The sequence below is a fragment of the Flavobacterium algicola genome (genome assembly GCF_022399565.1).
GTDB lineage: Bacteria > Bacteroidota > Bacteroidia > Flavobacteriales > Flavobacteriaceae > Flavobacterium > Flavobacterium algicola.
The window spans coordinates 270,250-297,038 of the sequence record NZ_JAJTUT010000002.1 but is presented as its reverse complement, the minus strand read 5'-3'; the positions used below and the strand labels follow the sequence as shown (position 1 = coordinate 297,038).

15 protein-coding genes are annotated in these 26,789 nt (G+C 33.8%); 10 read left to right on the top strand and 5 right to left on the bottom strand.

What is annotated here, in order from left to right:
* Positions 1 to 38: 38 nt before the first annotated feature.
* Positions 39 to 4,382, top strand: a complete 4,344-nt coding sequence (locus LXH21_RS08005) for a T9SS type B sorting domain-containing protein (protein WP_239864411.1) — start codon at positions 39 to 41, stop codon at positions 4,380 to 4,382.
* Positions 4,383 to 4,589: 207 nt separating this feature from the next.
* Here the strand turns inward: LXH21_RS08005 and typA are convergent, their stop codons facing one another.
* Positions 4,590 to 6,386, bottom strand: coding sequence for a translational GTPase TypA (gene typA, locus LXH21_RS08000; protein ID WP_239864409.1), 1,797 nt, complete (start codon positions 6,384 to 6,386; stop codon positions 4,590 to 4,592).
* Between the two features lie 171 nt (positions 6,387 to 6,557).
* Here typA and LXH21_RS07995 point away from each other — a divergent pair, with 171 nt between their 5' ends.
* Positions 6,558 to 8,273, top strand: coding sequence for a PAS domain-containing sensor histidine kinase (locus tag LXH21_RS07995; protein ID WP_239864407.1), 1,716 nt, complete (start codon positions 6,558 to 6,560; stop codon positions 8,271 to 8,273).
* A 1-nt stretch (position 8,274) separates the two neighbouring features.
* The gene (locus LXH21_RS07990; RefSeq protein ID WP_239864405.1) at positions 8,275 to 8,682 is read left to right on the top strand and encodes a response regulator; all 408 of its coding nucleotides are present in this window, start codon (positions 8,275 to 8,277) and stop codon (positions 8,680 to 8,682) included.
* 85 nt (positions 8,683 to 8,767) lie between these two features.
* Here LXH21_RS07990 and LXH21_RS07985 read toward each other — a convergent pair whose 3' ends face one another.
* From LXH21_RS07985 to LXH21_RS07975, 3 genes are read right to left on the bottom strand one after another with little or no spacing between them, the layout of a single operon-like run.
* Positions 8,768 to 11,482 (bottom strand): DNA gyrase/topoisomerase IV subunit A, encoded by a 2,715-nt coding sequence (locus LXH21_RS07985; protein WP_239864403.1) that lies wholly within the window; start codon positions 11,480 to 11,482, stop codon positions 8,768 to 8,770.
* A gap of 7 nt (positions 11,483 to 11,489) precedes the next feature.
* Positions 11,490 to 12,587, bottom strand: coding sequence for a PDDEXK nuclease domain-containing protein (locus LXH21_RS07980; RefSeq protein WP_239864401.1), 1,098 nt, complete (start codon positions 12,585 to 12,587; stop codon positions 11,490 to 11,492).
* A gap of 21 nt (positions 12,588 to 12,608) precedes the next feature.
* Positions 12,609 to 14,471, bottom strand: a complete 1,863-nt coding sequence (locus LXH21_RS07975) for a DNA topoisomerase IV subunit B (protein ID WP_239864399.1) — start codon at positions 14,469 to 14,471, stop codon at positions 12,609 to 12,611.
* A 619-nt stretch (positions 14,472 to 15,090) separates the two neighbouring features.
* Here LXH21_RS07975 and LXH21_RS07970 point away from each other — a divergent pair.
* From LXH21_RS07970 to LXH21_RS07940, 7 genes are all read left to right on the top strand, one after another.
* Complete coding sequence (locus tag LXH21_RS07970; protein ID WP_239864397.1) at positions 15,091 to 15,669, top strand: RNA polymerase sigma factor; 579 nt, start codon at positions 15,091 to 15,093, stop codon at positions 15,667 to 15,669.
* Between the two features lie 99 nt (positions 15,670 to 15,768).
* On the top strand, positions 15,769 to 16,707 hold the full coding sequence (locus tag LXH21_RS07965) for a FecR family protein (protein WP_239864396.1): 939 nt from the start codon (positions 15,769 to 15,771) through the stop codon (positions 16,705 to 16,707).
* A gap of 72 nt (positions 16,708 to 16,779) precedes the next feature.
* Entirely contained in the window at positions 16,780 to 20,229 is a 3,450-nt protein-coding gene (locus LXH21_RS07960) for a SusC/RagA family TonB-linked outer membrane protein (RefSeq protein WP_239864394.1), read from the top strand.
* Positions 20,230 to 20,241: 12 nt separating this feature from the next.
* Positions 20,242 to 21,675, top strand: coding sequence for a SusD/RagB family nutrient-binding outer membrane lipoprotein (locus tag LXH21_RS07955; RefSeq protein ID WP_239864392.1), 1,434 nt, complete (start codon positions 20,242 to 20,244; stop codon positions 21,673 to 21,675).
* A gap of 10 nt (positions 21,676 to 21,685) precedes the next feature.
* Positions 21,686 to 23,257, top strand: a complete 1,572-nt coding sequence (locus LXH21_RS07950; RefSeq protein ID WP_239864390.1) for a calcineurin-like phosphoesterase C-terminal domain-containing protein — start codon at positions 21,686 to 21,688, stop codon at positions 23,255 to 23,257.
* Positions 23,258 to 23,319: 62 nt separating this feature from the next.
* Positions 23,320 to 24,231 carry a glycerophosphodiester phosphodiesterase family protein gene (locus LXH21_RS07945; RefSeq protein ID WP_239864388.1) on the top strand — a complete coding sequence of 304 codons (912 nt, stop codon included), beginning with the start codon at positions 23,320 to 23,322 and terminating at the stop codon, positions 24,229 to 24,231.
* 4 nt (positions 24,232 to 24,235) lie between these two features.
* Positions 24,236 to 25,492, top strand: a complete 1,257-nt coding sequence (locus tag LXH21_RS07940; protein ID WP_239864385.1) for a hypothetical protein — start codon at positions 24,236 to 24,238, stop codon at positions 25,490 to 25,492.
* 99 nt (positions 25,493 to 25,591) lie between these two features.
* Here LXH21_RS07940 and LXH21_RS07935 read toward each other — a convergent pair whose 3' ends face one another.
* The gene (locus tag LXH21_RS07935) at positions 25,592 to 26,113 is read right to left on the bottom strand and encodes an NADPH-dependent FMN reductase (RefSeq protein WP_239864383.1); all 522 of its coding nucleotides are present in this window, start codon (positions 26,111 to 26,113) and stop codon (positions 25,592 to 25,594) included.
* Positions 26,114 to 26,789: the final 676 nt, after the last annotated feature.

Below are 26,789 nucleotides of genomic sequence, written 5' to 3'. Positions count from 1 at the left end.
TTAATATTTTAAATGAAAAATATTCTTATTTTTAACAGATGAAAAAAACTTTACTAGCACTACTTATCTTACTGATGCACTCCAGTTTTGCGCAGTTTAGCAAAACTCATTACATACCCCCTATTACATGTAATTATAATTTAGCTGTAGATCACTACTTTTATATCTCTACCCCTAGTACCAACAATGTAAATTTTAAAATAATGGAAATTGGAGGAGCTGTCATTGAAGGAGTAGTTAACAACTCAACTCCATTCATTTATAATATTGGAATAGGAAGTTCTACTCAAATGATGACACCCAAAACTTCCATCGGGAAACTATCCAATAAAGGATACATCATTGACGCAGAAAATCAAGTTTATGTGAGCATGAGAATAAATTCTTCTTTAAACAAAGAGAATGGTTTTAATCATGCTGGAGGAATTGTCTCTAAAGGAAATAGTGCTTTGGGTAAGACCTTTAGACTTGGAGCAATGATTAATTCTGAAAATACGGATGCAACCTTATTAAACTTTGGCTCCATTCTGGCAACTGAGAACAATACGGTGGTTACTATTTCAAATATTGCATCAGGCACTAAAATGACCGATGGGACCATTATTACTGGCCCAATAACAGTTATTTTAAATAAGAATGAGAGTTATGTGTTAGCTTTTGAAAATAGTAAGACTACCAATTCAAACAGTGCAAAGATGATTGGGGCATTAATTCAATCAGATAAACCAGTGGCTGTTAATTCTGGTTCGTTTGCGGGATCTAATGGCATATCTACAGGTGGCGGGCGTGATATTGGATTTGACCAAATCGTATCTTACGAAAAAACAGGAAAGGAATATATTTTTGTAAGAGGATCGGGAACAAATGACCTAGAGCGTATTCAATTAATTGCTCAAGTAAATAATACAACTGTGTATATTAATGATAGTACTACACCATTTGCAACCTTAAATGCAGGCGAGTATGCAGATATCGATGGTAGCTCTTTCATAAACGGTAATTTATACGTTAAAACTTCAGAAGCGGTATTTGCGTATCAAAGTATTGGTGGGACAACAAATTCTGCCAATCAAAATTTATTTTTTGTACCACCGATAAATTGTACTACTCCTAGAGTTGTTGATAATATACCCGCAGTACAGTTAATAGGAAAAACAGAATACTCAGGAACCTTAAATATCGTAACCGAGACAGGTGCTACAGTTACTATAAATAATGCTGCTATAAATTCAAGTCCTGCAGCAATTATTGGTAATCCTGGATTTGAAAGATATACTATTTCAAATCTTACAGGAGATATTGCTATTAAGTCTACGAAGCAGGTTTACGTATCCTACTTTGGTACCAACTCAGCAGCTACTTATGGAGGCTATTACTCTGGATTTGACACTAAACCTGAAATTATTTTCAATAAAATAACCACTTCAAACTCATCATGCATACCAAATGTAAAATTGAGTGTAAATACAATATCGTCCTACGATTCCTTTCAGTGGTATTATAATGGAAATATGATTTTAGGTGCAACTACCTCAGAATACACGCCACTTACACCAGGATACTACAATGTGAGAGGCAGCATCTCGGATTGTCCCAGCTCGGTACCTTTATATTCAGATTTAATTCCAGTTAGCGAGTGCCCTACTGATCAAGATAACGATAGTGTAAATGATAACATTGACTTGGATAATGATAATGATGGATTGCTAAATTGCACAGAATCTTACGGAAATATGCCCATCGACTTATCGAGTGGTAGCGCTAGAACTGTAGCTTTAAACGAATATTCTAACACTTTTAACATTACAACTACAAAAACTGCCCTATCAAGCACAAACACACTTTTGGGCATTACAGATGGAAGTTTTACAACAGAAATCGCGGCAGGCACAGATAGCTATATCACGCAAAAGCTGAATTTTACACGACCAATTTCAATTGTTTTAGAATATGTAGATACTGCTAACATCACTGATTTGTTAAATGGAAATGCAGAATATATCGTGAATTCCGACACAGATAAAACAGTTACCGTTTACAATCCATCGAATCAATTGCTCATAGATACCAATTATGATGGAATTTATGAAAGCGGAGTAACACAATATTCCTCATTCGAAATAAGGTTCCGCTTAAATAACATAATTCCTCTAGCCGCGGGCACAGGCGATTTTAGATTTTCTTCGTATCTCACTAATAGTTTCACTTTTACCCACAAAAATTTATCCGAAACAAGCAATAATAAATCTACTTTTAAACTTGTTGCTACCTGTATACCCAAAGATTCAGATGGTGATGGAGTTGCAGATCAAATTGATACCGATAGCGACAACGATGGTATTCCCGATTTTATTGAATCGCAAGTAGATGCAGGAATAGAATTGACTAATTCTGATACTAATAATGATGGAATTGATAATGCTTTCTTACTTGGCTTAACGCCAGTAGATACCGATATGGATGGCATACCTGACTACCTAGATTTGGATAGTGATAATGACGGAATATTAGATTCTATTGAAAAAGCAATTGACACAGATAATGATGGTATAAAAAATTATCGCGATCTAGACAGTGATGGCGACTTGTGTTTAGATGTCGTAGAAGCGGGCTATATTAATGTAAATGGAATATTTGGCATAACCAATCCTCCTATGGTCAATAATAAAGGACTGGTAACTAGTACAACAGACGCCTATACTGCACCAAATAGTAATTATTTAATTGCATCACCTATTATTATTACTACCCAACCTATGGCTACTTCTACTTGTTCTTTACAAAATGTATTAATTGAGACAAGCGCTAATGGCGAACGTTACGAATGGCAAGTATCTATTGATGGTATAAACTGGAATGTAATTAGCAATGATATAAGATATGATGGGACTACCACTAGCCAACTTACTATAATCAATGTACCAATAATAATGAATGGATACAAATATCGAGTTTTTATTAATCGAACTGGAAATAGCTGTGGTATGTTATCCGCAGAAACGACTTTAAAAATTAACACATTACCAGTTGTATCAGATATCACAATAGTTCAATGCGATGATGATCTTGATGGAATTAGTACTTTTAACCTAACAGAAAAAAACACAGTTATTTCTGCTACTAGTGCTGTCGAAAGTTTTGAATATTTCACTACGCTAATGGGTGCCGACACTAAAAACACTTTAGATAAAATTACAACTCCTTTAAATTATACCAGTAGTTCCAGAACCATTTGGTCTCGAATAGAAAATACAAATGGATGCTATAGTATATCAAAAATTAATCTAATTGTTTCATCTACTCAAATTCCAGCAACCTTTACTAAAACATTTGAGACGTGCGATGACTTTATTGATACAACGCAAAACGATTATGATGGAATTTCAGCTTTTGACTTCAGTACATTTTCGACTGACTTAAAAAAATTCTTGGGAGCTTCTAGCGCGCAATATGCTGTAAAATATTACAGTAATAAATTAGACGCACTTATTGAAGCTAATGAAATTACAAACACTACTAGCTACAGAAATACTTCCTCTCCAAGTTCTCAAGATATTTGGGTTCGTGTAGAAAATACAATTGATAATTCATGCTACGGTTTGGGAGCTTTTATTAAATTACAGGTAAATCCAAAGCCAAACATAAAAACCAACCAAGACCAATCAGAAAATTGGGCTGTGTGTTCAAATTTGCCCACTTTTTATATTCAGTTAGATGCTGGAATAGCTGACGGATCTCCTACAGCAAATTACGATTATATATGGACCAAAGATGGAATGCTAATCTCATCAGAAACTCAGCCTATACTAAATGTAAATAAAGAAGGTGCTTACACTGTTACAGTAAGTACTAAAGCTACTGGATGTTCAAGAACCAGCACCATATCGGTCACTTCATCTAATATCGCTAAAATTTCTACTGTAGATATAATTGATTTGACCGATAACAACTCAGTTACTGTAAATGTAACAGGCGCTGGTAATTATATTTACAGTATCGATGATGCAACAGGTTTCTTTCAAGAATCAAATTTATTCACAAATATAGCTGCAGGTATACACGAAATATATGTAAAAGACGTAAATGGATGCGGAACTATCAGTCAAACAATATCAGTTGTTGGTGTACCTAAATTTTTCACACCTAATAGTGATGGATTTAATGATTATTGGAATATTCAAGGTATCAGCAGCACTTCAAATTCAAATACAATAATTTACATCTACGACCGATATGGTAAGTTACTTAACAAATTAAACCCATTAGAGAAAGGCTGGGACGGTACATTCAATAATCAGCCACTCCCATCTGATGATTATTGGTATACTATTCAACTAGAAGATGGTAGAGAATCAAAAGGACACTTCAGTTTAAAACGATAGATTTAACATATTCTTAAATAGCAAAGACAGCAGTCACCTTAGCTAATTAAGATAGTTGAATAAAACAAGGCGCAATCATAATTGTAGTAAAGTCAGCATTGAAATTACCTCTGAGTTTGGTTGCGAAAAAATTATTAAAAAAGAGAATTAATACAAAAAAAAAGCCATTTCTTGCGAAATGGCCTTTTAAATATACTTGAGATAGTATTAGATTTTAAATCTTTTTCTATCAGTTTCTGTCAAATAAATTTTTCTCAAACGAATAGATTTTGGAGTAACCTCTACATATTCATCTTTTTGAATGTATTCTAACGCCTCCTCAAGAGAGAAGATGATTGGAGGAATAATTCTAGCTTTTTCATCATTTCCAGAAGAACGAACGTTAGACTGTTTTTTAGCCTTAGTTACATTCACACACATATCATCGCTACGTGAGTTTTCTCCAATTACTTGTCCTTCGTAAATTTCGTCGTTAGGATTAACGAAGAATTTACCACGATCTTGTAATTTATCAATAGAATAAGGAATTGCTTTACCATTCTCCATAGAGATTAGTGAACCATTGTTACGTCCAGGAATTGTTCCTTTGAAAGGCTCATATCCAATGTAACGGTGTGACATGATAGCCTCACCTGCAGTAGCAGTTAACAATTGATTTCTCAATCCGATAATTCCACGAGATGGAATATTAAATTTGATAATCATACGTTCTCCTTTACCTTCCATAGAAAGCATTTCACCTTTACGGATAGTAACAAATTCTACCGCTCTACCAGAAAGATTTTCAGGTAAGTCGATTGTTAATTCTTCAATTGGCTCACATTTTTTACCATCAATTTCTTTGATGATAACTTGTGGTTGACCGATTTGTAACTCATACCCTTCTCTTCTCATTGTTTCAATAAGAACAGATAAGTGAAGTACACCACGACCAAAAACCATAAACTTATCAGCTGAATCAGTTTCACCTAATTTCATTGCTAAGTTTTTCTCAAGCTCTTTTGTCAAACGATCTCTAATATGACGAGAAGTTACAAATTTACCCTCTTTACCAAAGAAAGGAGAGTCATTAATTGTAAACAACATACTCATTGTAGGTTCATCAATTGCAATAGAAGCTAATCCTTCAGGATTTTCATGATCAGCGATAGTATCACCAATTTCAAAACCTTCTACTCCAATGATTGCGCAGATATCTCCAGCAATTACCTCAGTTACTTTTTTACGTCCAAGACCTTCAAAAGTATGTAATTCTTTAATACGTGATTTTGATACAGTACCATCTCTTTTTACTAATGAGATTGGCATACCTTCTTTCAAAACACCTCTTTCAAGACGACCGATAGCGATACGACCTGTAAAAGCTGAAAAGTCAAGAGAAGTAATCAACATTTGTGGAGTTCCTTCAGATACTTTAGGAGCTGGTACATTTTCGATAACCATATCCAATAATGCTTCCACATTGTCAGTTACGTTTTCCCAATGGTCAGACATCCAGTTGTTCTTAGCAGAACCGTAAACTGCTGGAAAATCCAACTGCTCTTCAGTAGCTCCTAATTCAAACATTAAGTCAAAAACTTTTTCGTGAACTTCTTCAGGAGTACAGTTTTCTTTATCAACTTTATTAATAACAACGCATGGTTTCAAACCAAGGTCTAGTGCTTTTTGTAATACAAAACGAGTTTGAGGCATAGGGCCTTCAAATGCATCTACAAGTAAACAAACTCCATCAGCCATATTTAATACACGCTCTACCTCTCCACCAAAATCGGCGTGACCAGGAGTGTCAATAATGTTGATTTTTGTTCCTTTGTACTGTACAGAAACATTTTTAGAAGTAATAGTAATACCTCTTTCACGCTCTAAGTCGTTGTTATCAAGGATTAAGTCACCTGTGTTTTCGTTGTCACGAAATAACTGACAGTGATACATAATTTTATCAACCAAAGTTGTTTTACCGTGATCGACGTGGGCAATAATTGCAATGTTTCTAATAGATTCCATCTGTGATTTTTAATGGGTGCAAAGGTACACTTTATTTTTAAATAAAAAACTTTTATCAAAGTAGTTTACACATTCTTAACTGTATATACTCATAAATAACCGTTTATACAAACTTACAATTAAATTAAAACTCTTATTTAATAATTCGGTTTTATTAATTACATTTGATTAATGAAAAACAAAATAAACCAAATAATAGTAGTTTACCTCCTTATTGCACTGTTTGCAGTAATCGTTTTTCATAAACTATCATTAAAGTTATCTGCTAATTCTAGTTATCCTGTTTTTGACTTCACCAAAGATATCTTACTCGTAACATTCACTGGACTTATTTTTCGATTTGTACTTAAAGAACATAACAAAAAGAATAAAGAGGTTTACGAAAAGCTACAAGCAACTAATACAGCCATAAAAGAATCGAATGAAAAGTATAATATAGTTGCTAAGGCCACTAGTGATACAATCTGGGATTGGAATATCATTGACGATAAATTACAGTGGAATAACGGCATCGAAAGTCTTTTTGGTTACAAGCCAGCAAACGTGGGCGAAACATCATTTTGGTGGTTTGGAAATATTCATCCCGAAGACAGCATTAAGATGTCTATAAAGCTGTACTCCTTTATAGAGCAAAAAACAGATCATTGGCAGGACGAATATCGTTTTAAATGTGCCGACAACACCTACAAATACGTCTTAGATAGAGGGTTCCTCATCAAAGATGAAAACGGAAAACCAGCCAGAATGATTGGTGCCATACAAGATATTACAAAGAGAAAACAAGAGGAATTACGACTTAAGCTTCTTGAAACTGTTATTCTACAAACCAAAGATTCTATTATAATCACTGAGGCAAATTTTAATAGATCTAAATTACCAAAAATTGTATATGTCAATCCCGCATTCACTACAATGACAGGTTACCAACCCGAAGAAATTTTAAACAAATCTCCTGACTTCCTTAGCGGTCCCAATACGGATGTCAAAATTACCAAAAAGGTAATCACTTCTATAAAAGAGCGAAGAGAATCATTAATTGAGATGATTAGCTACAAAAAAAATGGAGAGGAATATTGGCTTCACTTTTCAATGATTCCTATATTCAATGCCGAAAAAGAGCTTTCTCATTGGATATCTATTCAAAGAGATGTTTCGGAAGAGAAGAAACAAGAAAAAGAGAAAGAACAACTGATTCGCGAGTTGACGAAAAACAATAAGGATTTAAAGCACTTCTCCTATATAACTTCTCATAATTTAAGAGCACCTATTTCAAACTTAACCGGTCTACTTAATTTAACCGACGATATTGTTATTGAGGACAATGAATTACGAGAAATACTTTATGGTTTTAAAAAATCTACTCAATTACTAAACGAAACAATTGACGATCTTACAAAAGTGATGATCATAAAAGATAATACGTCATCAGTTGAAAAAGAACCAGTATTTATTAAGGATGTTTACGAAAGCATAACAAATCAATTAGCATTTGAGATTAATAAGCAAAAGCCGATTTTAGTACTTGATTTTAATAATGCTACATCCTTATTGATTAATAAATCGTATATTGAAAGTATAGTGCTCAATTTGTTCTCAAATGCGCTGAAATTTAGATCAGATAAGAGAGAATTAAAAATTACAATAATTGCAGATCAAATAAATGACTTATTTACACTTACCTTCAAAGACAACGGAATAGGGATAGATATGAATCGAAATCACGATAAGATATTCGGACTCTATCAAAGATTTCATAATTATGCTGACAGCAAAGGATTTGGCTTGTACCTGGTCAAATCACAAGTAGAAGCAATGGGTGGCACAATAAGTATAAACAGTGAAGTCGATAGGGGGACAACTTTCACTTTAATTTTCAAAAACAAATAAGATGTTAAATAAGATATTATGTATTGATGATGATCCGATCACATTGATGCTATGCAAAAAAGTGATCTCTAGGAATAAATTTTCAAAAGAAACTGACACTGCTAATAATGGAGAAGAAGCTTTAAAATATTATACCGACATTAACAATTCTGATAATAATGAGACATTATTACCTGAACTTATATTCCTTGATTTAAACATGCCAGTAATGGGTGGTTGGGAGTTTTTGGATATATTTTGCGGCTCTGAATTTAACCATTTTAATAAAACTCCTATTGTTGTACTTTCATCTACAATAGATCCTGAAGATTTAGAGAAAACCAAAAAATACCCTATGGTTATTGATTTTCTGCCAAAACCAATTTCAGCATCTATGCTTGACTACCTGGTAAAGAAAACACTTCAATAAAAAAGAATTGTAGCATAAAATATTCTATCATTCAATATAAAAACAAAAAAAGGCTAATAATTTAGCCTTTTTTTTATGAATTTATTTAAAATAATATTACTTGTCCATCTTCATCTAGATGCACATCCGTGTCATCATCATTATTAGGATTCACTTTCTTTTCTGGAATTTCCTCTACAGGGGGATCATAAGGCAGCGGCTCTAGTAAATTAACTTGTTTGAGCTTATCGGCCGTCAATTGGTTTCCTATTGCTTTGAAACCTTTTACAGCAATAAACCCTTCGACATCAATTGTAACGCTTTCCTTTTGAACACCTTTAACTTTCGGAAATACTAATTCCGCTAAAGGACGGTAGTCAGTTGAAACAATTTCCAATCTGGAATTAGGGTGTTCGGTAATAATTAATTCTTCCTTATTCTCAGTTTCTACTAAAAAGCGTTTCAGATAATAGCGCTCTTTTTCACCATCATAATATATCGCCGAAATTGGTTTTTTTGGAATCCACTTTTCGAGAATAATCATGTCTTCATCAAAATGCGTCGTCAATTCTGGCGTAATCACTTTAATTTTACCTGATTGCTGAACAATCAAAATTTTATCACTTGGCCTAAATTCCCCGAGCAACTCCCCTCGTGCATCTACATTTAAGCGTTGAACAGTATCATCAAACCAAACTTTTCTAGGTAATAAAGTCGAAATTCCTTTCTCCTTAATTTCGATCTTTTTGATTGGATATTTACTTGCTAAGTTTCCTTTGGACGATCTTCCTTTGATAGCCATTTTAGCGAAGTCAATATCAAATTTTAACTTTTTAATCGTTCCTACTTGGCGTAAGATTATTGTTATAACTTCTGCTTCTCCGTTTGGATTGTGTGTGAAATGTAAAATTTGAGATCCCTTTGTACCATTGGTTAAATCATATAATTTGTCTCTTGTAACAGCAGTTACATTAAATCGTTTTATATATGAAGGTCCCGATTTACCATCTCTGTAAATTACATTATAAATAGTACGCTTATCACTTTTATCAAAAATAGAAACATGTATAATATCTTTTCCTATAAATGTTTTAGCATCTACCTTCGTCACCATCATACTTCCGTCACGCAAGAAAACAATCACGTCGTCAATATCTGAACAATCAGTCACATATTCATCACGCTTTAAACTAGTTCCAATAAAACCTTCCGCTTTATTAACATATAACTTGGTATTACGCAAAATAACTTTGGTCGCTTCGATATCATCAAAAACACGAAGTTCTGTTTTGCGCTCACGTCCTTTTCCGTATTTCTCTTTTAACTTAACGAAATAGGCAATTGCAAAATCTGTTAAATGTTCTAAATCGTATTTTACCTGCTCCATTTCAGCTTCTAATTTAGCCAGAACATCATCTGCTTTATCGGAATCAAAACGAGTAATACGGATCATTGGAATTTGCGTTAATTTTTGCAAATCATCATCATTAATAGCACGTACAAAACTTTCCATGAACGGCTCAAAACGTTTGTACATATATTGAAATAAATTCTCTTTATCCGAATACAATTTGAAATCAATATACATTTCTTCGCGAATGAATATTTTTTCAAGTGTAGAAAAATGCCATTTATTTTCTAATTCATCTAGTTGAATTTCAAGTTCTTTTTTCAGTAAATCTACTGTACGATGTGTCGAAATTTTCAACATTTCAGACACGCCAATAAACAATGGCTTATTATCTTCAATCACACAACCAAGTGGCGCTACTGATGTTTCACAAGCAGTAAATGCGAAGAGCGCATCAATAGTCTTATCTGGAGAAACTCCTGGATACAGATGTATCAAAATTTCAACATCTGCCGCTGTATTGTCCTCAATCTTTTTAATTTTAATCTTCCCCTTATCATTAGCCTTCAATATACTATCAATAAGCGTGGTAGTATTAGTAGAAAACGGAATTTGAGTAATTACCAAAGTATTTTTGTCTAGTTGTGCAATTTTCGCACGCACACGTACACGTCCGCCACGTAAACCATCATTATAATTAGAAACATCCGCAATACCTTCTGTCATAAAGTCAGGGTAAAGCGTAAATGATTTTCCTTTTAGAATCTTTACTGAAGCATCAATCAACTCATTAAAGTTATGCGGCAATACTTTGGTCGAAAGACCTACAGCAATACCTTCTGCCCCTTGAGCTAATAGCAGAGGAAATTTTACAGGAAGGTTGTTCGGTTCTGCTCGACGACCATCATAAGAAGTTCCCCAATCTGTAATCTTGGGAGAATATAAAACCTCTAGACCAAATTTAGACAAACGCGCTTCGATGTAACGAGAAGCCGCAGCACTATCTCCTGTTAAGATATTACCCCAATTTCCTTGACAGTCAATCAATAAATCTTTCTGACCAATCTGTACCATAGCGTCACCAATACTCGCATCCCCGTGTGGGTGATACTGCATGGTGTGTCCTACTACATTTGCAACTTTATTATAACGCCCATCATCTAACTCTTTTAAAGAGTGCATAATACGGCGTTGCACTGGCTTAAAACCATCCTCAATAGCAGGAACGGCGCGTTCCAGAATTACATACGAAGCATAGTCCAAAAACCAGTCTTTGTACATTCCGGTAACTTTTGTAATTGTATCCGCTTCGTCGCTAGTATTATTATAAAAATGCCCTCCTTCAAAGTCTTTGGCATCTACTTCAATAATTTCATTCGACTCCTCGTCTTGAAGACTTTCATCTTTTGCAGATTCGCCTGATTGATTTTCATCTTTGGGATTGATATTTTCTTCTTCGTCTTCTTTCATATAATGATTACGAAATTAATTTTATTAAATCTTCTTTACTAGGCAATACCGTTTTGTACTTGCTAGCAAAAATTTGTTCATTATTCTCGGGTAAAGTATACTCCACCACTAAATCGCTTTTGTTTTGACAAAGCACAATTCCTATAGTTTTATGTTCACCTTCCAAACGTTTTTCTCTATCATAATAATTGACATACATTTGCATTTGTCCTAAATCTTGGTGTTTCAATTCGCCAATTTTTAAATCAATCAATACGAAGCATCGCAATACACGATTATAAAATACCAAGTCAATTCTAAAATGTTTATCATCAAATGTAATTCTGTCTTGTCTAGCCACAAATGTAAATCCGTGTCCCAGCTCCAAAAGAAAGCTTTCTAACTTATTAATGATTTCTTCTTCCAAATCTGATTCGGAATAGCGGTGCAATTCAGGTAGACCTAAAAACTCCAATATATAAGGATCTTTAATCAAATCTTTTGGATTTTCTATTATTTGTCCTTCTGTAGAAAGTTTTAAAACTCCTTCCTTATCTCGACTTAAAGCCAATCGAGTATAAAGTGCCGAATCATATTGACGTTTCAACTCTCTTACACTCCAACTGTATTTCTCTGATTCTATTTCATAAAAACTTCTTTCTTGTTCATTATCAATTCGCATCAAGAAAGTATAATGAGACCAAGTTAATTTGAAATAAGACCGAAACAATTCAAAATATGCATTATTGAATTCCGCAGTCACTGACTGCGGAATCTGATTTTTCAATTCCGCAGACAGTGTCTGCGGAATTTGATTATACAAAATCGTCGACAGTGATGACGAATTTGAATATGTTTTATAGAACTTTCTTATTTGTTCTAAATTCCTCATTGAAAACCCCTTCCCAAACTCTTTTGTTAGATCTGTGGATAATCCTTTTAAAATCTGCTTGCCGTACTCCGCTCTTTCTTTTCCCTTTTGCTCTTCTTCAACAATCATTTTACCTATTTCAAAATAAGTATATACCATTGTTGAATTTACAGCACGTAAAACGTGTTGTCGTGCATTTTGTAACAGCACAACTACCTGCGAAAACAATATTTTATTAGTAAGGATTTCTGACATAGGCACTAATTATATATAACTTCACTCCTTCTCCACCACATCTAGTTCCACCTTCAAATTCTTGATGATGAATTCTTGACGGTCAGGGGTGTTCTTACCCATATAAAATTCTAATAATTTCTCGATTGAGGTTGCTTTATCAAGCATAATTGGTTCCAGACGAATACTTTCCCCTATAAAGTGCTTGAACTCATCAGGAGAAATCTCTCCTAACCCTTTAAATCGAGTAATCTCTGGTTTTGGTTTTAATTTCTCAATAGCATTTCTACGTTCTTCGTCAGAATAACAATAAATTGTCTCTTTCTTATTTCGAACTCTAAACAATGGTGTCTGCAGAATGTACAAATGACCGTCTTTAATCAACTCCGGAAAAAACTGCAAGAAAAATGTAATCAATAGCAATCGTATGTGCATTCCGTCGACATCGGCATCCGTTGCAATTACGATATTGTTGTAACGCAAGTTTTCCATATCGTCTTCTATATCAAGAGCTGCTTGCAGAAGATTAAATTCTTCATTCTCATACACAATTTTCTTGCTCATTCCGTAGGAGTTCAAAGGCTTACCACGCAAACTAAATACCGCTTGAGTATTCACATCACGTGACTTGGTTATAGAACCCGAAGCCGAATCTCCCTCTGTAATAAACAAGGTGCTTTCTAGATAACGAGGATTTTTTATATCAGCCAAATGTACCCTACAATCACGTAATTTCTTATTATGAAGGTTGGCTTTTTTGGCGCGGTCTTTTGCTAATTTTCTAATACCAGAAAGTTCTTTACGTTCTCTTTCTGCTTGCAAAATTTTTCGCAATAGCAAATCAGCCGTTTCAGGATTTTTATGTAAAAAATTATCTAATTTATTTTTAATAAAATCGTTGATAAACGTACGCACAGATGGCATTCCCTCATCAGATCCCATATCTGTAGAACCCAATTTGGTTTTCGTTTGCGATTCAAAAACAGGTTCCATCACCTTAATGCTTACCGCAGATACAATCGATTTACGAATATCCGAAGGTTCAAAACTTTTATTATAAAATTCTCTTATCGTACGTACGATAGCTTCTCTAAAAGCTACTAAGTGTGTACCTCCTTGAGTCGTATTTTGTCCATTTACAAAAGAATGATATTCCTCACTATATTGTGATTTACTGTGCGTTATTGCAATCTCAATGTCTTCAGCCTTAATATGGATGATTGGATACACTTTGTCTTCTTCTGCAATGTTTTCATCAAGTAAATCACGAAGCCCAAAATCCGAAAAGTATTTTTCACCATTAAAAATAATTGTCAACCCTGCATTAAGATAGCAGTAATTTTTCAACATTTTAATTACATACTCGTATCTAAACTTGTAATTCTTAAAAATCGCTTCGTCTGGAATAAAAGTAACTTTTGTCCCTTTGCGCTTAGTAGTATCAATGATATCCTCTTCTAATACTAAATTTCCACCAGAGAATTCTGCCGCTTTTTGTTTATCATCACGTACAGATTCAACTCTAAAATAGTTTGACAAAGCATTTACTGCTTTGGTACCTACTCCATTCAAACCTACCGATTTCTTAAATGCCAGCGAGTCATATTTACCTCCAGTATTCATTTTCGAAACCACATCAATCACCTTCCCAAGCGGAATTCCACGACCGTAATCGCGTACCGCTACAGTTTTGTCCTTGATAGAAACCTCGATTGTTTTACCAGATCCCATGACAAACTCATCGATACAGTTATCAATTACTTCTTTTAATAAAATATAAATACCATCATCCGGCGAAGAACCATCACCCAACTTCCCAATATACATACCGGGACGCATGCGAATGTGTTCTTTCCAGTCGAGTGACCGAATATTATCTTCGGTATATTGATTTTGCTCTGACATTTTGGGGATTTATCGATTTTGTGCTAATATACCATTTCTCAAACTATTTTAAAAGCCCCTAGAATCAAAGTTATCAAGAATAATATTGACAAAATTTTTAACTGCTGAAAATTTGATAATTAACATTCAAACGAAATGTCGAAATTTTAATTAGAACCAAAATATTTGGCACTTTCAGGAAACACCTCACCCGCCATTCGCTGTATCTTGTGGCGGCATAAATGCGCGCCGCCACAAGGATGCCGCTACTGTCGGGGGTATTTAGAGTGAATTATTATTTATAAATTATTTGCAAGAAAATTGAGCAAAATATATTTATGTATGTACATAATTAAGGCTAAAGGACATAATTTAAGATATACTCCACAAATGACAGACGTAATTTCTTTTTAAAATCAACAGTAGCGAAAATGATAAAGTGCACTAAAATCATCTTGTCTTGTTCAAACTGCAATTATACATTTCATTTTTTTTCATGTACTTAAAGGTTTATAATTTCAAACAATGAATTTGCATTAGGAGCTAATTACTAATTTTATAAAAATTCTTAACCTTACCTTAATTTAAGAATCTGAATCTCAAATTCAAATAAATATACTTTTGTATATAATATATGTATATGAAAAGTTGCTATAAAAATAGTTCAATCGAAGAACTTCAAGACTTTTTAAAAGAAGGTAATGAAGATGCATTTAATGAGATTTACAATCGTCTTTGGAAAAGACTGTACTGCTATGCATACCGAATCTTTAATGATGAAACAAGCTGCGAAGATATAGTTCAAGAAGTTTTTATAAAACTATGGGAAAAAGCTCCTTCTGCTGATATTAATAATATTGAAGCTTATTTATTTACTGCTATCAAATATAGAATTGCTACTCATATTAGAGACTTAAAATTTACTTCTATACACTTAGATGTCTTGCAAAATCATCCTGAATTGGGATCGTTTGAAAAACAAATGGAATATCAAGAATTTGAAAGATCAGTACTTTCTGAAATTGACAAACTCAGTCCTCAATGTAAAAAAGTTTTTCAACTAAGCAGGTTTGAAAACATATCCAATAATGAAATAGCTCTAATGCTCAATATTTCGATTCGAACAGTTGAAAAGCATATTAGTGATGCTTTAAATAAACTAAAACACACGATCACACCTCCTCTTGTTCTCTCTTGGATTATGATAATGTTTCCATAACGTAAATTATAAATCCTCACCTTTAACAAATCGTTAATCCATAATTTTCGACTACGTGTTCCCCCAGATAAATGCGACTTGTAAGTAAACAAGAAAATTTTGAAAGAAGAACAATTTAAAGAATTAGCAGCTAAATACGCTATTGGAACTGCTACTCCGGAGGAAATTAAAGTCGTGGAAACTTTTTATAAAGTCCTACAGGAGAAGCAAGAAGGCATACCTATATATACAGGGAAAAATAAAAAGGAAAAAATATTCAAATCCATTTCAGCTAAAATTCATGAGAAGAAAAAATTTAATTTCTTTTCGAACAAATTAATAGCAACAGCCGCTTCATTACTACTCTTATTAGGTATCGGTTATAAATATGTCGTCCTTAATTCCCAAACTATAATTACTGTAGTAGCTGTAAAAGGTGAGAGAAAAGAGGTTTTATTACCAGACAATAGTAGGGTGTTTTTAAATTCAAACAGTAGCATCAGTTATGCCGACAATTTTGAAGAAGAGCGACATTTAGTTTTGAAAGGTGAAGCTTTTTTTACAGTTACTAAAAATCCAAAAAAACCATTTGTAGTTTCATCAAAAACTATTTCAACTCGTGTTTTAGGGACTTCTTTTAATATCAACTCCAATTCAGATACTAAAACAACCATAAGTGTAAATACAGGTAAAGTTGCAGTAGCATCTGCTAGTTGCGATGAAAACAAATTCTTTTTAACAAAAAATCAGCAAGTTACTATTCTAAAAAATGAGACCGCTAAAGTAACTTACACTGACAGTGAAGATCTGATGGCTTGGACCAAAAACATTATTGTGCTTAATAATGAAACTATAGAAAACACAGCAATTATACTAGAAAACTGGTTTGATATAAGAATTGATTGCGATGACGAAAATCTAAAATTAGAAACACTTTCAGGAAAATTTAAAAATGAAAAATTAGAAAATATCATCAGTAGTATCGCCCTTCTTAAAAATTTAGAAATTAAGTATTTAACCCCTAAACACATTCTTATAAGAAAAAAACAGCTAAAATAAAATACCCATTTCTGCTGGAACAGAAATGGGATAATTTAAATAAAACATTAAAATTAATCAACGCTAATTAAAATGAAGACCAAAATACAATTTTCAAAAAAATTATTACCATTTAAAATTATTTATTTATGCTGCATGTTAATACTAACAGCAAATGTTGACGCAAAATCAACGCCAAATAACCAAAATAATGAAAGTAAAAACATCAGTTTAAATATTCAAAATGCTCCTATAACAAAAGTATTTACTGTTATTGAACAAAAGACAAATTTCACATTTATTTTCGATAACAATATTACTAAAACGAATCAGAAATTCACCGTCAATGCTACCAAAGAAAGTTTAAAAACTATCCTAGCTAAAATTACTAATCAAAGTGGTTTCCGTTTTGCAATTTTAAACAATACTATCACAGTTTTAGAATCTAATCTTCAACAACTCGTAAAAGGTAAGGTAGTTGACAGAAATAATATGTCATTACCTGGAGCGAGTGTTTTGGAAATTGGAACAAAAAATGCAACGACAACAGATTTTGATGGTAAATTTAACTTGACACTTACCTCCAAAAATGCTCTTTTAGAAATATCTTATATGGGTTACACTACAAGAACTATTGCAGCTGTCCCTGGTACAATGCAGGAGATTATTTTACAGGAAAATATCAACGATCTGAATGAGGTAGTTGTTACCGCGCTAGGTATAAAACGGGAAGAAAAAAAACTAGGTTTCTCTCAAGCCACTATCGGAAGTGAAGTCCTGGCACAAACTATGCCCAACAACTGGTCTTCAGGATTACAAGGAAAAGTGGCTGGTTTAAATATCGTATCTTCTGGGTCAGGTCCACTAAATTCTCAGCAAATAACTTTGAGAGGAAACAATTCTTTAAATGCGAATGGAAATAATGCTTTAATTGTTGTGGATGGGGTTCCTGTAAATAGTGAAATGACTACTTCTGGCTCTACTAATTCATATGTTGGCGAAGACTCTCCAATAGATTATGGTAACGGAATATCTGACTTGAATCTAGAAGATATTGAAAGTGTTACAGTTTTAAAAGGCCCTGGAGCAACAGCATTATATGGAAGTCGTGCTGCAAATGGAGCTTTGATCATTACAACAAAATCTGGCAAAAAATCTAATGGTCTGGGTATAACTTACAACTCTAGTGTAAGTTTCGATGTCATACAACGTTGGCCAGATTGGCAATACAAATATGGTCAAGGAACAGGGAAAAGTTTTGATAAAAACGGTATACCCTATTATTCATATGGAGCTTCGATAGACGGAAGTAATACAGGAAGTACAAGTAGTGCCTGGGGTCCAGCTTTTGATAGTCAATCTTTTTACCAATATGACGCCACTTTAGAGGGTCAATCTGCAGAACGTGAATTATGGCAATCTTACTCTGACAATCGTAAAGATTTTTGGAAAACTGGAATTACCACAAATAATAATATTACTATTCAAGGAAGTAACGAGAAAGGTTCTATGAGACTTTCAGTAGGGCATTCGAAAAATGAATGGATTATGCCTAATACGGGATACGAAAGACTTACAGCCGCTGTAAATGCTAATTATGAGGTATCTGATTTTGTAAAAATAGGTTCGGTAGTAAACTACAATAATCGAACAAGTGATAACTTACCTAGTACAGGATATAACAATGGATCTATTGCTTATTTTATGATATTTCAAAATCCGAATGTAGATTTAGATTGGTATCGTAATATTTGGAAAAATGGACAAGAGCAAATTCAACAAATTCAGCCGTTCAGCTCTTTTATTGATAATCCATATTTAATAGCTTACGAAGCTACAAATGCATTAGCCAGCAATCAAATAGTAGGTAATATTTTTAGCAATATTAAGTTTTCACCCAAGTTAGGATTATTACTGCGAACATCTTTAAATAGTTATTATCAGGAAAGAGATCAGAAAAGGCCTTACAGCATTAATCGTTACAAACAAGGTTTCTATGAAGCACAAGATGTTTGGAAGCAAGAAGTCAACTCTGATTTTTTATTAAGTTATGAAGAAAAGTTAAGTAAAAAAATTACACTTTCAGCTTCTATTGGTGGGAATGCTATGGACTATAAATATCGCAGAACTGATGCATATGTTACTGGTCTAGTTGTGCCAGGAGTATATAAATTAGCAAATGGTATCAATAGTCCTATCATTCAGACATATGATAAAAATAAAAAAGTAAATAGTTTGTATGGTTTATTCTCTTTCTCTTTTAACAATAAAGTGTTTTTAGATCTTACTGGAAGAAATGATTGGTCAAGTAGTTTACCAGTCAAAAACAACTCTTTCTTTTACCCTTCAGCCAACGCAAGTTTTGTAGTTTCAGAAATTTTCAAATTACCTAAAACGTTCAACTTTGTAAAATACCGTTTCTCCTATGCTCAAGTAGGTAATGATACTGATCCTTATAAAACTAGTAAATATTACAATCAAAGTGCGTTTCCAAGTTCAGCATCTGTACCTGGTGATTTATACAATGCCGATTTCAAACCAGAAATTACTACCAGTTATGAAACCGGTATTGAAGGACGTCTTTTTAATAATAGAATTAATTTCGATGCTACGGTTTATGAAACCAATACAAAGAATCAAATTATCTCGGTGCCTTTAGATATTACAACGGGATACAGTTCAGGTGTTTTAAATTCTGGAGAAGTGCGCAATCGAGGTATCGAACTTACTTTTGGCGGAAAATTGATTAAGAGCAATAAATTCAGTTGGACAAGTACTTTAACCTGGTCAAAAAACTGGAATCAAGTAATAAAGTTGGCTGATGGAATTAGTGGACAGCAAGAAATAGGTTCTGGTGGTAATGCCACTTTATTAGCTAAAGTAGGTGGTACAACGACAGCTATCTACGGATATGGTTTTGAACGTTCTCCTGAAGGTAAGATTGTATATAGCAGTGCCGGTTTACCGGTTTACCCAACTGAAATCCAACACATAGGAGATGCCAACCCTGACTGGAAAGCCGGTTTGAACAACAGTTTTCGTCTGGGAAATGTCACTTTTAATTTTGTGATAGATGGTCAATATGGAGGTATCATCTATTCACAAACGCACCATAAAAGTGCCGAACAAGGAAAACTTACCTCAACATTTATGGGGCGCGAAAATGGATATATTATTGGAGATGGTGTCGTTTTAAATACGGATGGTACTTACTCTCCTAATACAACAAAAGCAATTACACCCGACTGGTATGCGAGTTATTACAGACGTGCCAATGTGGAATCAAATTCATTTGATGCTTCCTTCGTTAAATTAAGAGAAGTTAGCATACAGTACGATTTCCCTAAGCAGTTATTGAAAAACACTGGAATTTCAGCCTTAAACCTCTCCGTATTTGGAAGAAACTTAGGAATTATTTCTGATTTTCCCATTTACGATCCAGAAACTGCTGCTTTAAATGGTGATACCATTTTACCGGGAATTGAGATGGGGCAAATGCCATCCCCTGCAACTTACGGTTTTAGTTTAAAATTAAATTTATAAAATACAATAAAAATGAAAACAATAAAACACTTAATTTGTATTCTACTCTTCTTGAATATTTTCGAGTCGTGTACTAATAATTTTGAAGAAGTTAATGAAGATCCCAATCGAATTGCGCAAATAAGTCCAGGTACACTCATCAATCCTATTATTTATGGAATAGCAACGCACAATGCCACAAAAAGTGCTGATATTACTTTCGACCTAATGCAAGTATCGGTGCCGTTCCCTAGCGTTTCAGGAGGCCTTCACAGATACGATGTAACGCAGAATATTGGAAGTTCTTCCTGGAATAATTATTACAAATGGTTGAATAATATTAAGGAAATGCGATTAGCAGCAGTAAATGCTAATGATAAAAACTATGAGGCGATTGCCTTGACGCTGAATGCTTGGTTGTTTGCAAATTTAACAGACTTATTTGGACCTGTACCGATGAGAGATGCCATAAAAGGAGATGAAGGTGTTTTTTATCCAACGTTTGATTCCCAAGAATTTATCTACGAAACTATCTTGGCAGATCTTGAGAATGCCAATAAAATGTATGACACCAGCAAGACAATGGTTTATGCTAGTGATATCTTATTTAATAATGATGTGAAAAAATGGCAAAAGTTCACCAATTCATTGCACCTAAGATTACTGTTGCGTATTTCAAATCGAACTGAAACCAATGCTTTTCAGAAACTGGCAGCAATGGTAAATAATCCTACAACATATCCCGTATTTACAACTACTGCAGAGTCTGCTATTTTACAGGTGACAGGCATAACACCAAATGTATCTCCTTGGGGAAGACCACAAGATTTTAGACTTAATGTTAAAATAGCTTCCTTTTTTATAGATAATTTAAATAGCTTTCAAGATCCAAGATTACCTATAATAGCTACTACTGCCACAGATGCTAATAATGTTAATTTAGGCTACAAAGGTATTCCAAGCGCTTATAGTGGACCTGAGTCTCAATTTACTTATGATGCTTCAACCTACAATATTATACAAGTAGAAAATCCGATGCAAATTTTTCTTTTAACTTATGCTGAAGTTGAATTTATAAAAGCTGAATTAGCACAACGCGGCTACTTTACAGATGCTGAAACCCATTATAAAAACGGAGTAAAAGGAGGTATTGAACAATTGAAGGCAGTCATGCCCACTACATATTTTAATGCTGTTAGCACAGCTTATAATGGGACTCTAGATCAAATTATGCTTCAAAAATATTATGCACTTTATTTTGTTGACTATCAGCAATGGTTTGAATACAGACGTACTGGGTTACCAGCTTTACCTACAACTGACGCTATGCTCAACGATAAAAAAATGCCTAGTCGTTTTTACTACCCAACTGATGTTCAAATAAGCAATGCCGTAAATTATAAGAAAGCTGTTGAATTGCTAGGTGGTCCAGATAATATTAATTCTACCGTTTGGTGGGATAAATAATTTCTAAAAGATGAAAAAATTATTTTTATTTATATGTACTGCACTTTTTACTTTAGTAGCAGCAGCTCAAAATAAAGTTTCAGGTTACGTATATAATGATGGTAACCTTAACAGTAAAAAAGAAGCACAGGAACTCGGCATTGAAAATGTCGCAGTAACAAACGGAAAGCAAGTTGTTTTAACTGATAAAAACGGAAAATACGAACTTCCAATTGGCAACGATAATATCATCTCAGTTATTAAACCTTCAGGTTATGCAGTAGCGACCAATGCCAATAATTTACCGCAATTTTTTTATAATTATAAGCCTAACGGTTCTCCTGATTTAAAATTTAAAGGAGTTGCTCCCACGGGGAAATTGCCTAAATCAGTTGACTTTGGATTAATCCAAAAAAACGAAACGGAGGAATTTTCAACTCTTATTTTTGGAGACCCTCAACCCTATACTTTAGAAGAAATAGCCTATTTCAAAAAAGGAATCGTCTCTGAAGTGAAAGCTATAAAGAATATTTCATTCGGACTTAGTTTGGGTGATTTAGTAGGCAATGATTTGAGTTTATTCACTCCTTATATCGAAGCTGTTAAAGCAGTTGAAATTCCGTGGTACAATGTTATGGGGAATCATGACATGAATTTCGATGCAAAGACAGATAATCAAAGTGACGAAACTTATGAAGCTCATTTTGGACCTGCAAATTATGCTTTCAATTATGGCAAAGTTCATTTTATTGTTTTGGATGATATTTTATATCCTGACCCAAGAGATGGTGAAGGCTATTGGGGTGGACTGCGTGAAGACCAATTGAATTTTATTGCCAATGATTTAAAGTTTGTTCCTAAAGATCATTTAGTCGTCTTGGCTTTTCATATTCCTTTGAGTGAACCAGAGGATGACTCTTATCGAGATGAGGATCGTAATGCCTTATTTAACTTGCTGAAGGATTTCCCCAATACATTATCATTGTCAGCGCATACACATATACAGCGTCAAGATTTCTTTGAAAAAAAGGAAGGTTGGCTTCGAGACAAGCCGCATCATGAATATAATGTTGGAACCACGTCTGGGGACTGGTATTCTGGTAAATTGAACGAAAATGGTATACCTATTTCAACCATGAGAGATGGTACACCAAAAGGGTATGCTTTCATCCATTTTAATGGTAATCAATATAAAATAGATTATAAAGTTGCTAATAAACCTAAGGAGTTTCAAATAGAAATTTTTGCTCCCAAAGTAGTTGCTAAGGGTCGCAAGACCCAAGCAGGAATTTACGCCAATTTTTTTATGGGTACTCCAAAAGACAGGGTGATGTGCCGCATTGATGAAGGTAAATGGAATGACATGACTTACGTCAGTGAGTATGATCCTTCATACGTAACCTACGTTAATGAATGGGATACTACAACGGAGTTAATGCCAGGGCGTCGCTCCTCAAATCCTATTATCAGCAAACATTTGTGGCAAGCGCCTGTACCTTCAAAATTAGAAGTTGGTGAACATCGTATTGAAATAAAAGCGACCGATATGTACGGGAATGAATTTATTGAAAAAAGTTCTTATCGAATTGAAAATCCAAAATAAAAAACAATAATAAGCTTGTTTGATCCTCAAAAGTTAAACAAGCTTTTTAAACAAATTATTATATGAAAATTTTTAAAATTATTCTCCTTACTACTTTTATTACCGTTGTAGGCTGTAAAGTTGAAAAGACTGTTTCAGAAACAGAAGGACATAAAATTCAGGTACAAGGCCATCGAGGAGACCGTGGAAATTTTCCTGAAAACACAATTGAAGCTTTTTTAAGCGCTATCCATAAAGGCGTTGATGTAATAGAATTAGATGTTGTTATCTCAAAAGATAGAAAGGTAGTCGTTTCTCACGAACCATTTATGTCCTCAACATACATGTCAAAACCTTCTGGTGAAGCGATTGCTAAAAAGGAAGAAAAAGAGTTTAACTTATATCAAATGGATTACGAAAACATCAAACAATTTGATGGTGGTTCTAGAGGAAATGTAAATTTTCCTAATCAAAAAAAGATAAAAACATACAAACCACTACTAGATGAACTTTTTGATGTTGTAGAAAAGGAATTAGCTAAAAAAAATCTTCCTACTGTAAAATACAACATCGAAATCAAATCAGAGCAATCAGAATACGACATCTCACAACCTCAACCCGAAGAATTTATAGCTTTGATTATGCAAGTAATTGAAGAGCACCATATGGAAAACAGAATTAATATTCAATCTTTTGATCCAGTATTACTAAATGCTTTTCATCTGAAATACCCAACTTTTGAAGTTGCATATTTAGTATCTACAGGAAACATTCAAGCTAATTTAAAATTACTAGAATTTAAACCACAAATTTACAGTCCCCATTTTGCATTAATTAAAAATCAAAAAACGGTAGATTCTATAAAAGCAAAAAACATGAAATTAATCCCTTGGACGGTGAATGAACCTTCAGACATTAATCGCATGATTCAGTTACAAGTGGACGGAATTATCACTGATTATCCAGAAAGAATTTTAAATAATTCAAAAAAATAAAGTCATGAATTATAGATTAAGCATTTATTTCATAATTAGCATCCTATTTCAAAATTGTACTCAAGTTACAACAGAATCTGCTGATAATGACATTGATCAATCCGGTCCACCAATTGATACTATTGACTCCTCAACGACTATATCTGGCATAACTGTAAATGGTTTTATAGATACAAGTAGCTATCTAAATAGCGGTTTTACATTTCTCAATCCTACTCAAATCAATAAAAATCGAGAAGCTATAGGTGGCGATTCATATACTGAAGTTTATGGTTTTAACATTCCTGAAGAAAATAGAGCCCGAGGTATTCGATGGAATGGTGATGACGAAACTACTAACTTGTGGAAACCTCAGGGAATAACAGGATTTGTACGTGATGGAGTAAGATATCTACTAGTTACTTGGTATGCTAATAATAGTTCTGACTATAAGGGATCACGTATCACACTAATTGACATAAGTCCAAGTTCTAATACTTATCTCAAGTACCGTCATATATTATTGACACAGCCAACGATTCCAACATCGGTCAGCAACTATACTCAGTATAACACCTTCGCACCACTTGACATTCACGCTGGCGGAGTGGCATATTTTAATCATAAATTATACATCGCCAGTACCAATCTCGGTATTCGTGTATTTGATCTCAATAAAATTATTGAAATGAAAACCGGTGATACAACAGCCAATTTATGTGGTAAAAGCGATAATGGAGATTTGTATGCGTTCAATTACAGGTATATTTTACCTCAGACCGGTTACTATGATATCAATGGTGGAGCGAATCCTTTTTCTTCTATCCAAATAAATGCAGAAGGAACGGAATTATGGACAGCTCAATATTATGCTGGTAGCGCAGATGCTAGTATTGTTCCTAAAATTTATGGTTTTCCTATTGCATCGACAGGAATGATTTTAAATGAGGATATCAAACTAATAATTCCAAAAAATTCTTTATTTTCAGATTATCATGCGCATGGAATGCAAGGGCTTTTTAGAAAAGGATCCAAAACGTGGCTTTCCTGCACAGGTTCTCCCTCAAACTCATACGGCTCAAACGCTCGACTGGCAAGATATACAGACGGCGAACCTGACACCGTTCGCTACAGATGGCCATATGGAGCGGAAGCTTTATATTATGAATCTGAATACGATTATCTGTGGAGCCTCACTGAACATGAACCCAATAGCGGCTATTCTAATGGCAGCACCGTTAATCGATGTATATTTGCTGTTAAATTTGCTAACTACGAATAAGCGATGAATTGCTTTAATCGAACAAGTCTATCCTAAACTAAAAGTTTTATAATTTAATAATAACAAATGATGAATTTTGATTATTTGTAATTATTAAATTTAAATCATTCTCACGATATTTCTCAATTCCTTATCCAATTCTGGATTAGAAATTTGTCCTTTCTCTAAATCAAAATTATCATTGAAATTAGGTAATGAGAATGTACCCTTAATCTCAGTCCCAAAACGTGGGAAAGCCGCTTTGGCAATTTCCAAAACGGTTGCTCCTCCTCTACCTCCTGGCGAGGTTGCCATCAATAACATTGGTTTTTGTTGAAATACTTTTCCGTTAATACGCGTGCACCAGTCAAAAATATTCTTAAATGCCGCTGAATAGTTACCATTATGCTCTGCTAGTGAAATAATTAATAGATCTGATGAAGCTATTTTATCTAAAAAAGATTGAGCGAGCAGATGTTGCCCTACTCCTTCCTCTACTTCTATGCTAAAAATCGGCATTAAATAATCATTTAAATCCAACACTTCTATTTCCACATTATCAATAAGAGAAGCAGCATAAGTTGCTAGTTTTTTATTAATTGAATTTTTACTAGAACTGGCTCCAAAAGCTAATATTTTCATCTTTTTTTTATAAAAATAGTAAAAAAGGATTAAATCATCAGACAAATACAGAAATGAAATACTGATCATAAATTTTGATTTTCACTATAATACTTTACTGCAAGCATCTTGTCAGATCGAGCGCAGTCGAGATCTTCGTATTGTGCGCATAATGGCTATCGATTAAGTCCTTTCTAGAACGAAGTCGAAAGAGTCGAACTGACATCAACTTATTTGAATTATAATCAAGATCCTAATGATTTGTCAGATCGAGCGCAGTCGAGATCTTCGTCTGTCTTTCATAATGGTTCTCGACTTAAGCCTGTCTAGAGCGAAATTGAAAGAATCGAATTGACGTATGCAGCTAAATAATTTAACTATTAGTAGTGATCCTTTCTGAAAGTATGTTGTCAGATCGAGCGCAGTCGAGATGCTCGTTTGGTTTTCATAATGGTTCTCATAATGCTTCTCGATTTAAGACTGTTTAGAGCGAAGTCGAAAGACTCGAACTGGCATCCGTATTTCATTACATTTTATAATGTCAAAGAAATTGTTCTATTTCTTCCAAATAATCAAAAGGGTATGCGCAGTTATTTTGCGTAGTGAATTTTAGAAAAAAGAACGAAAATAGCGCCCTGAATAAGGGCGCTTTATATTCTATCTAATGAGTAATCGGAATTGTAAAGTTTAGTTCTTA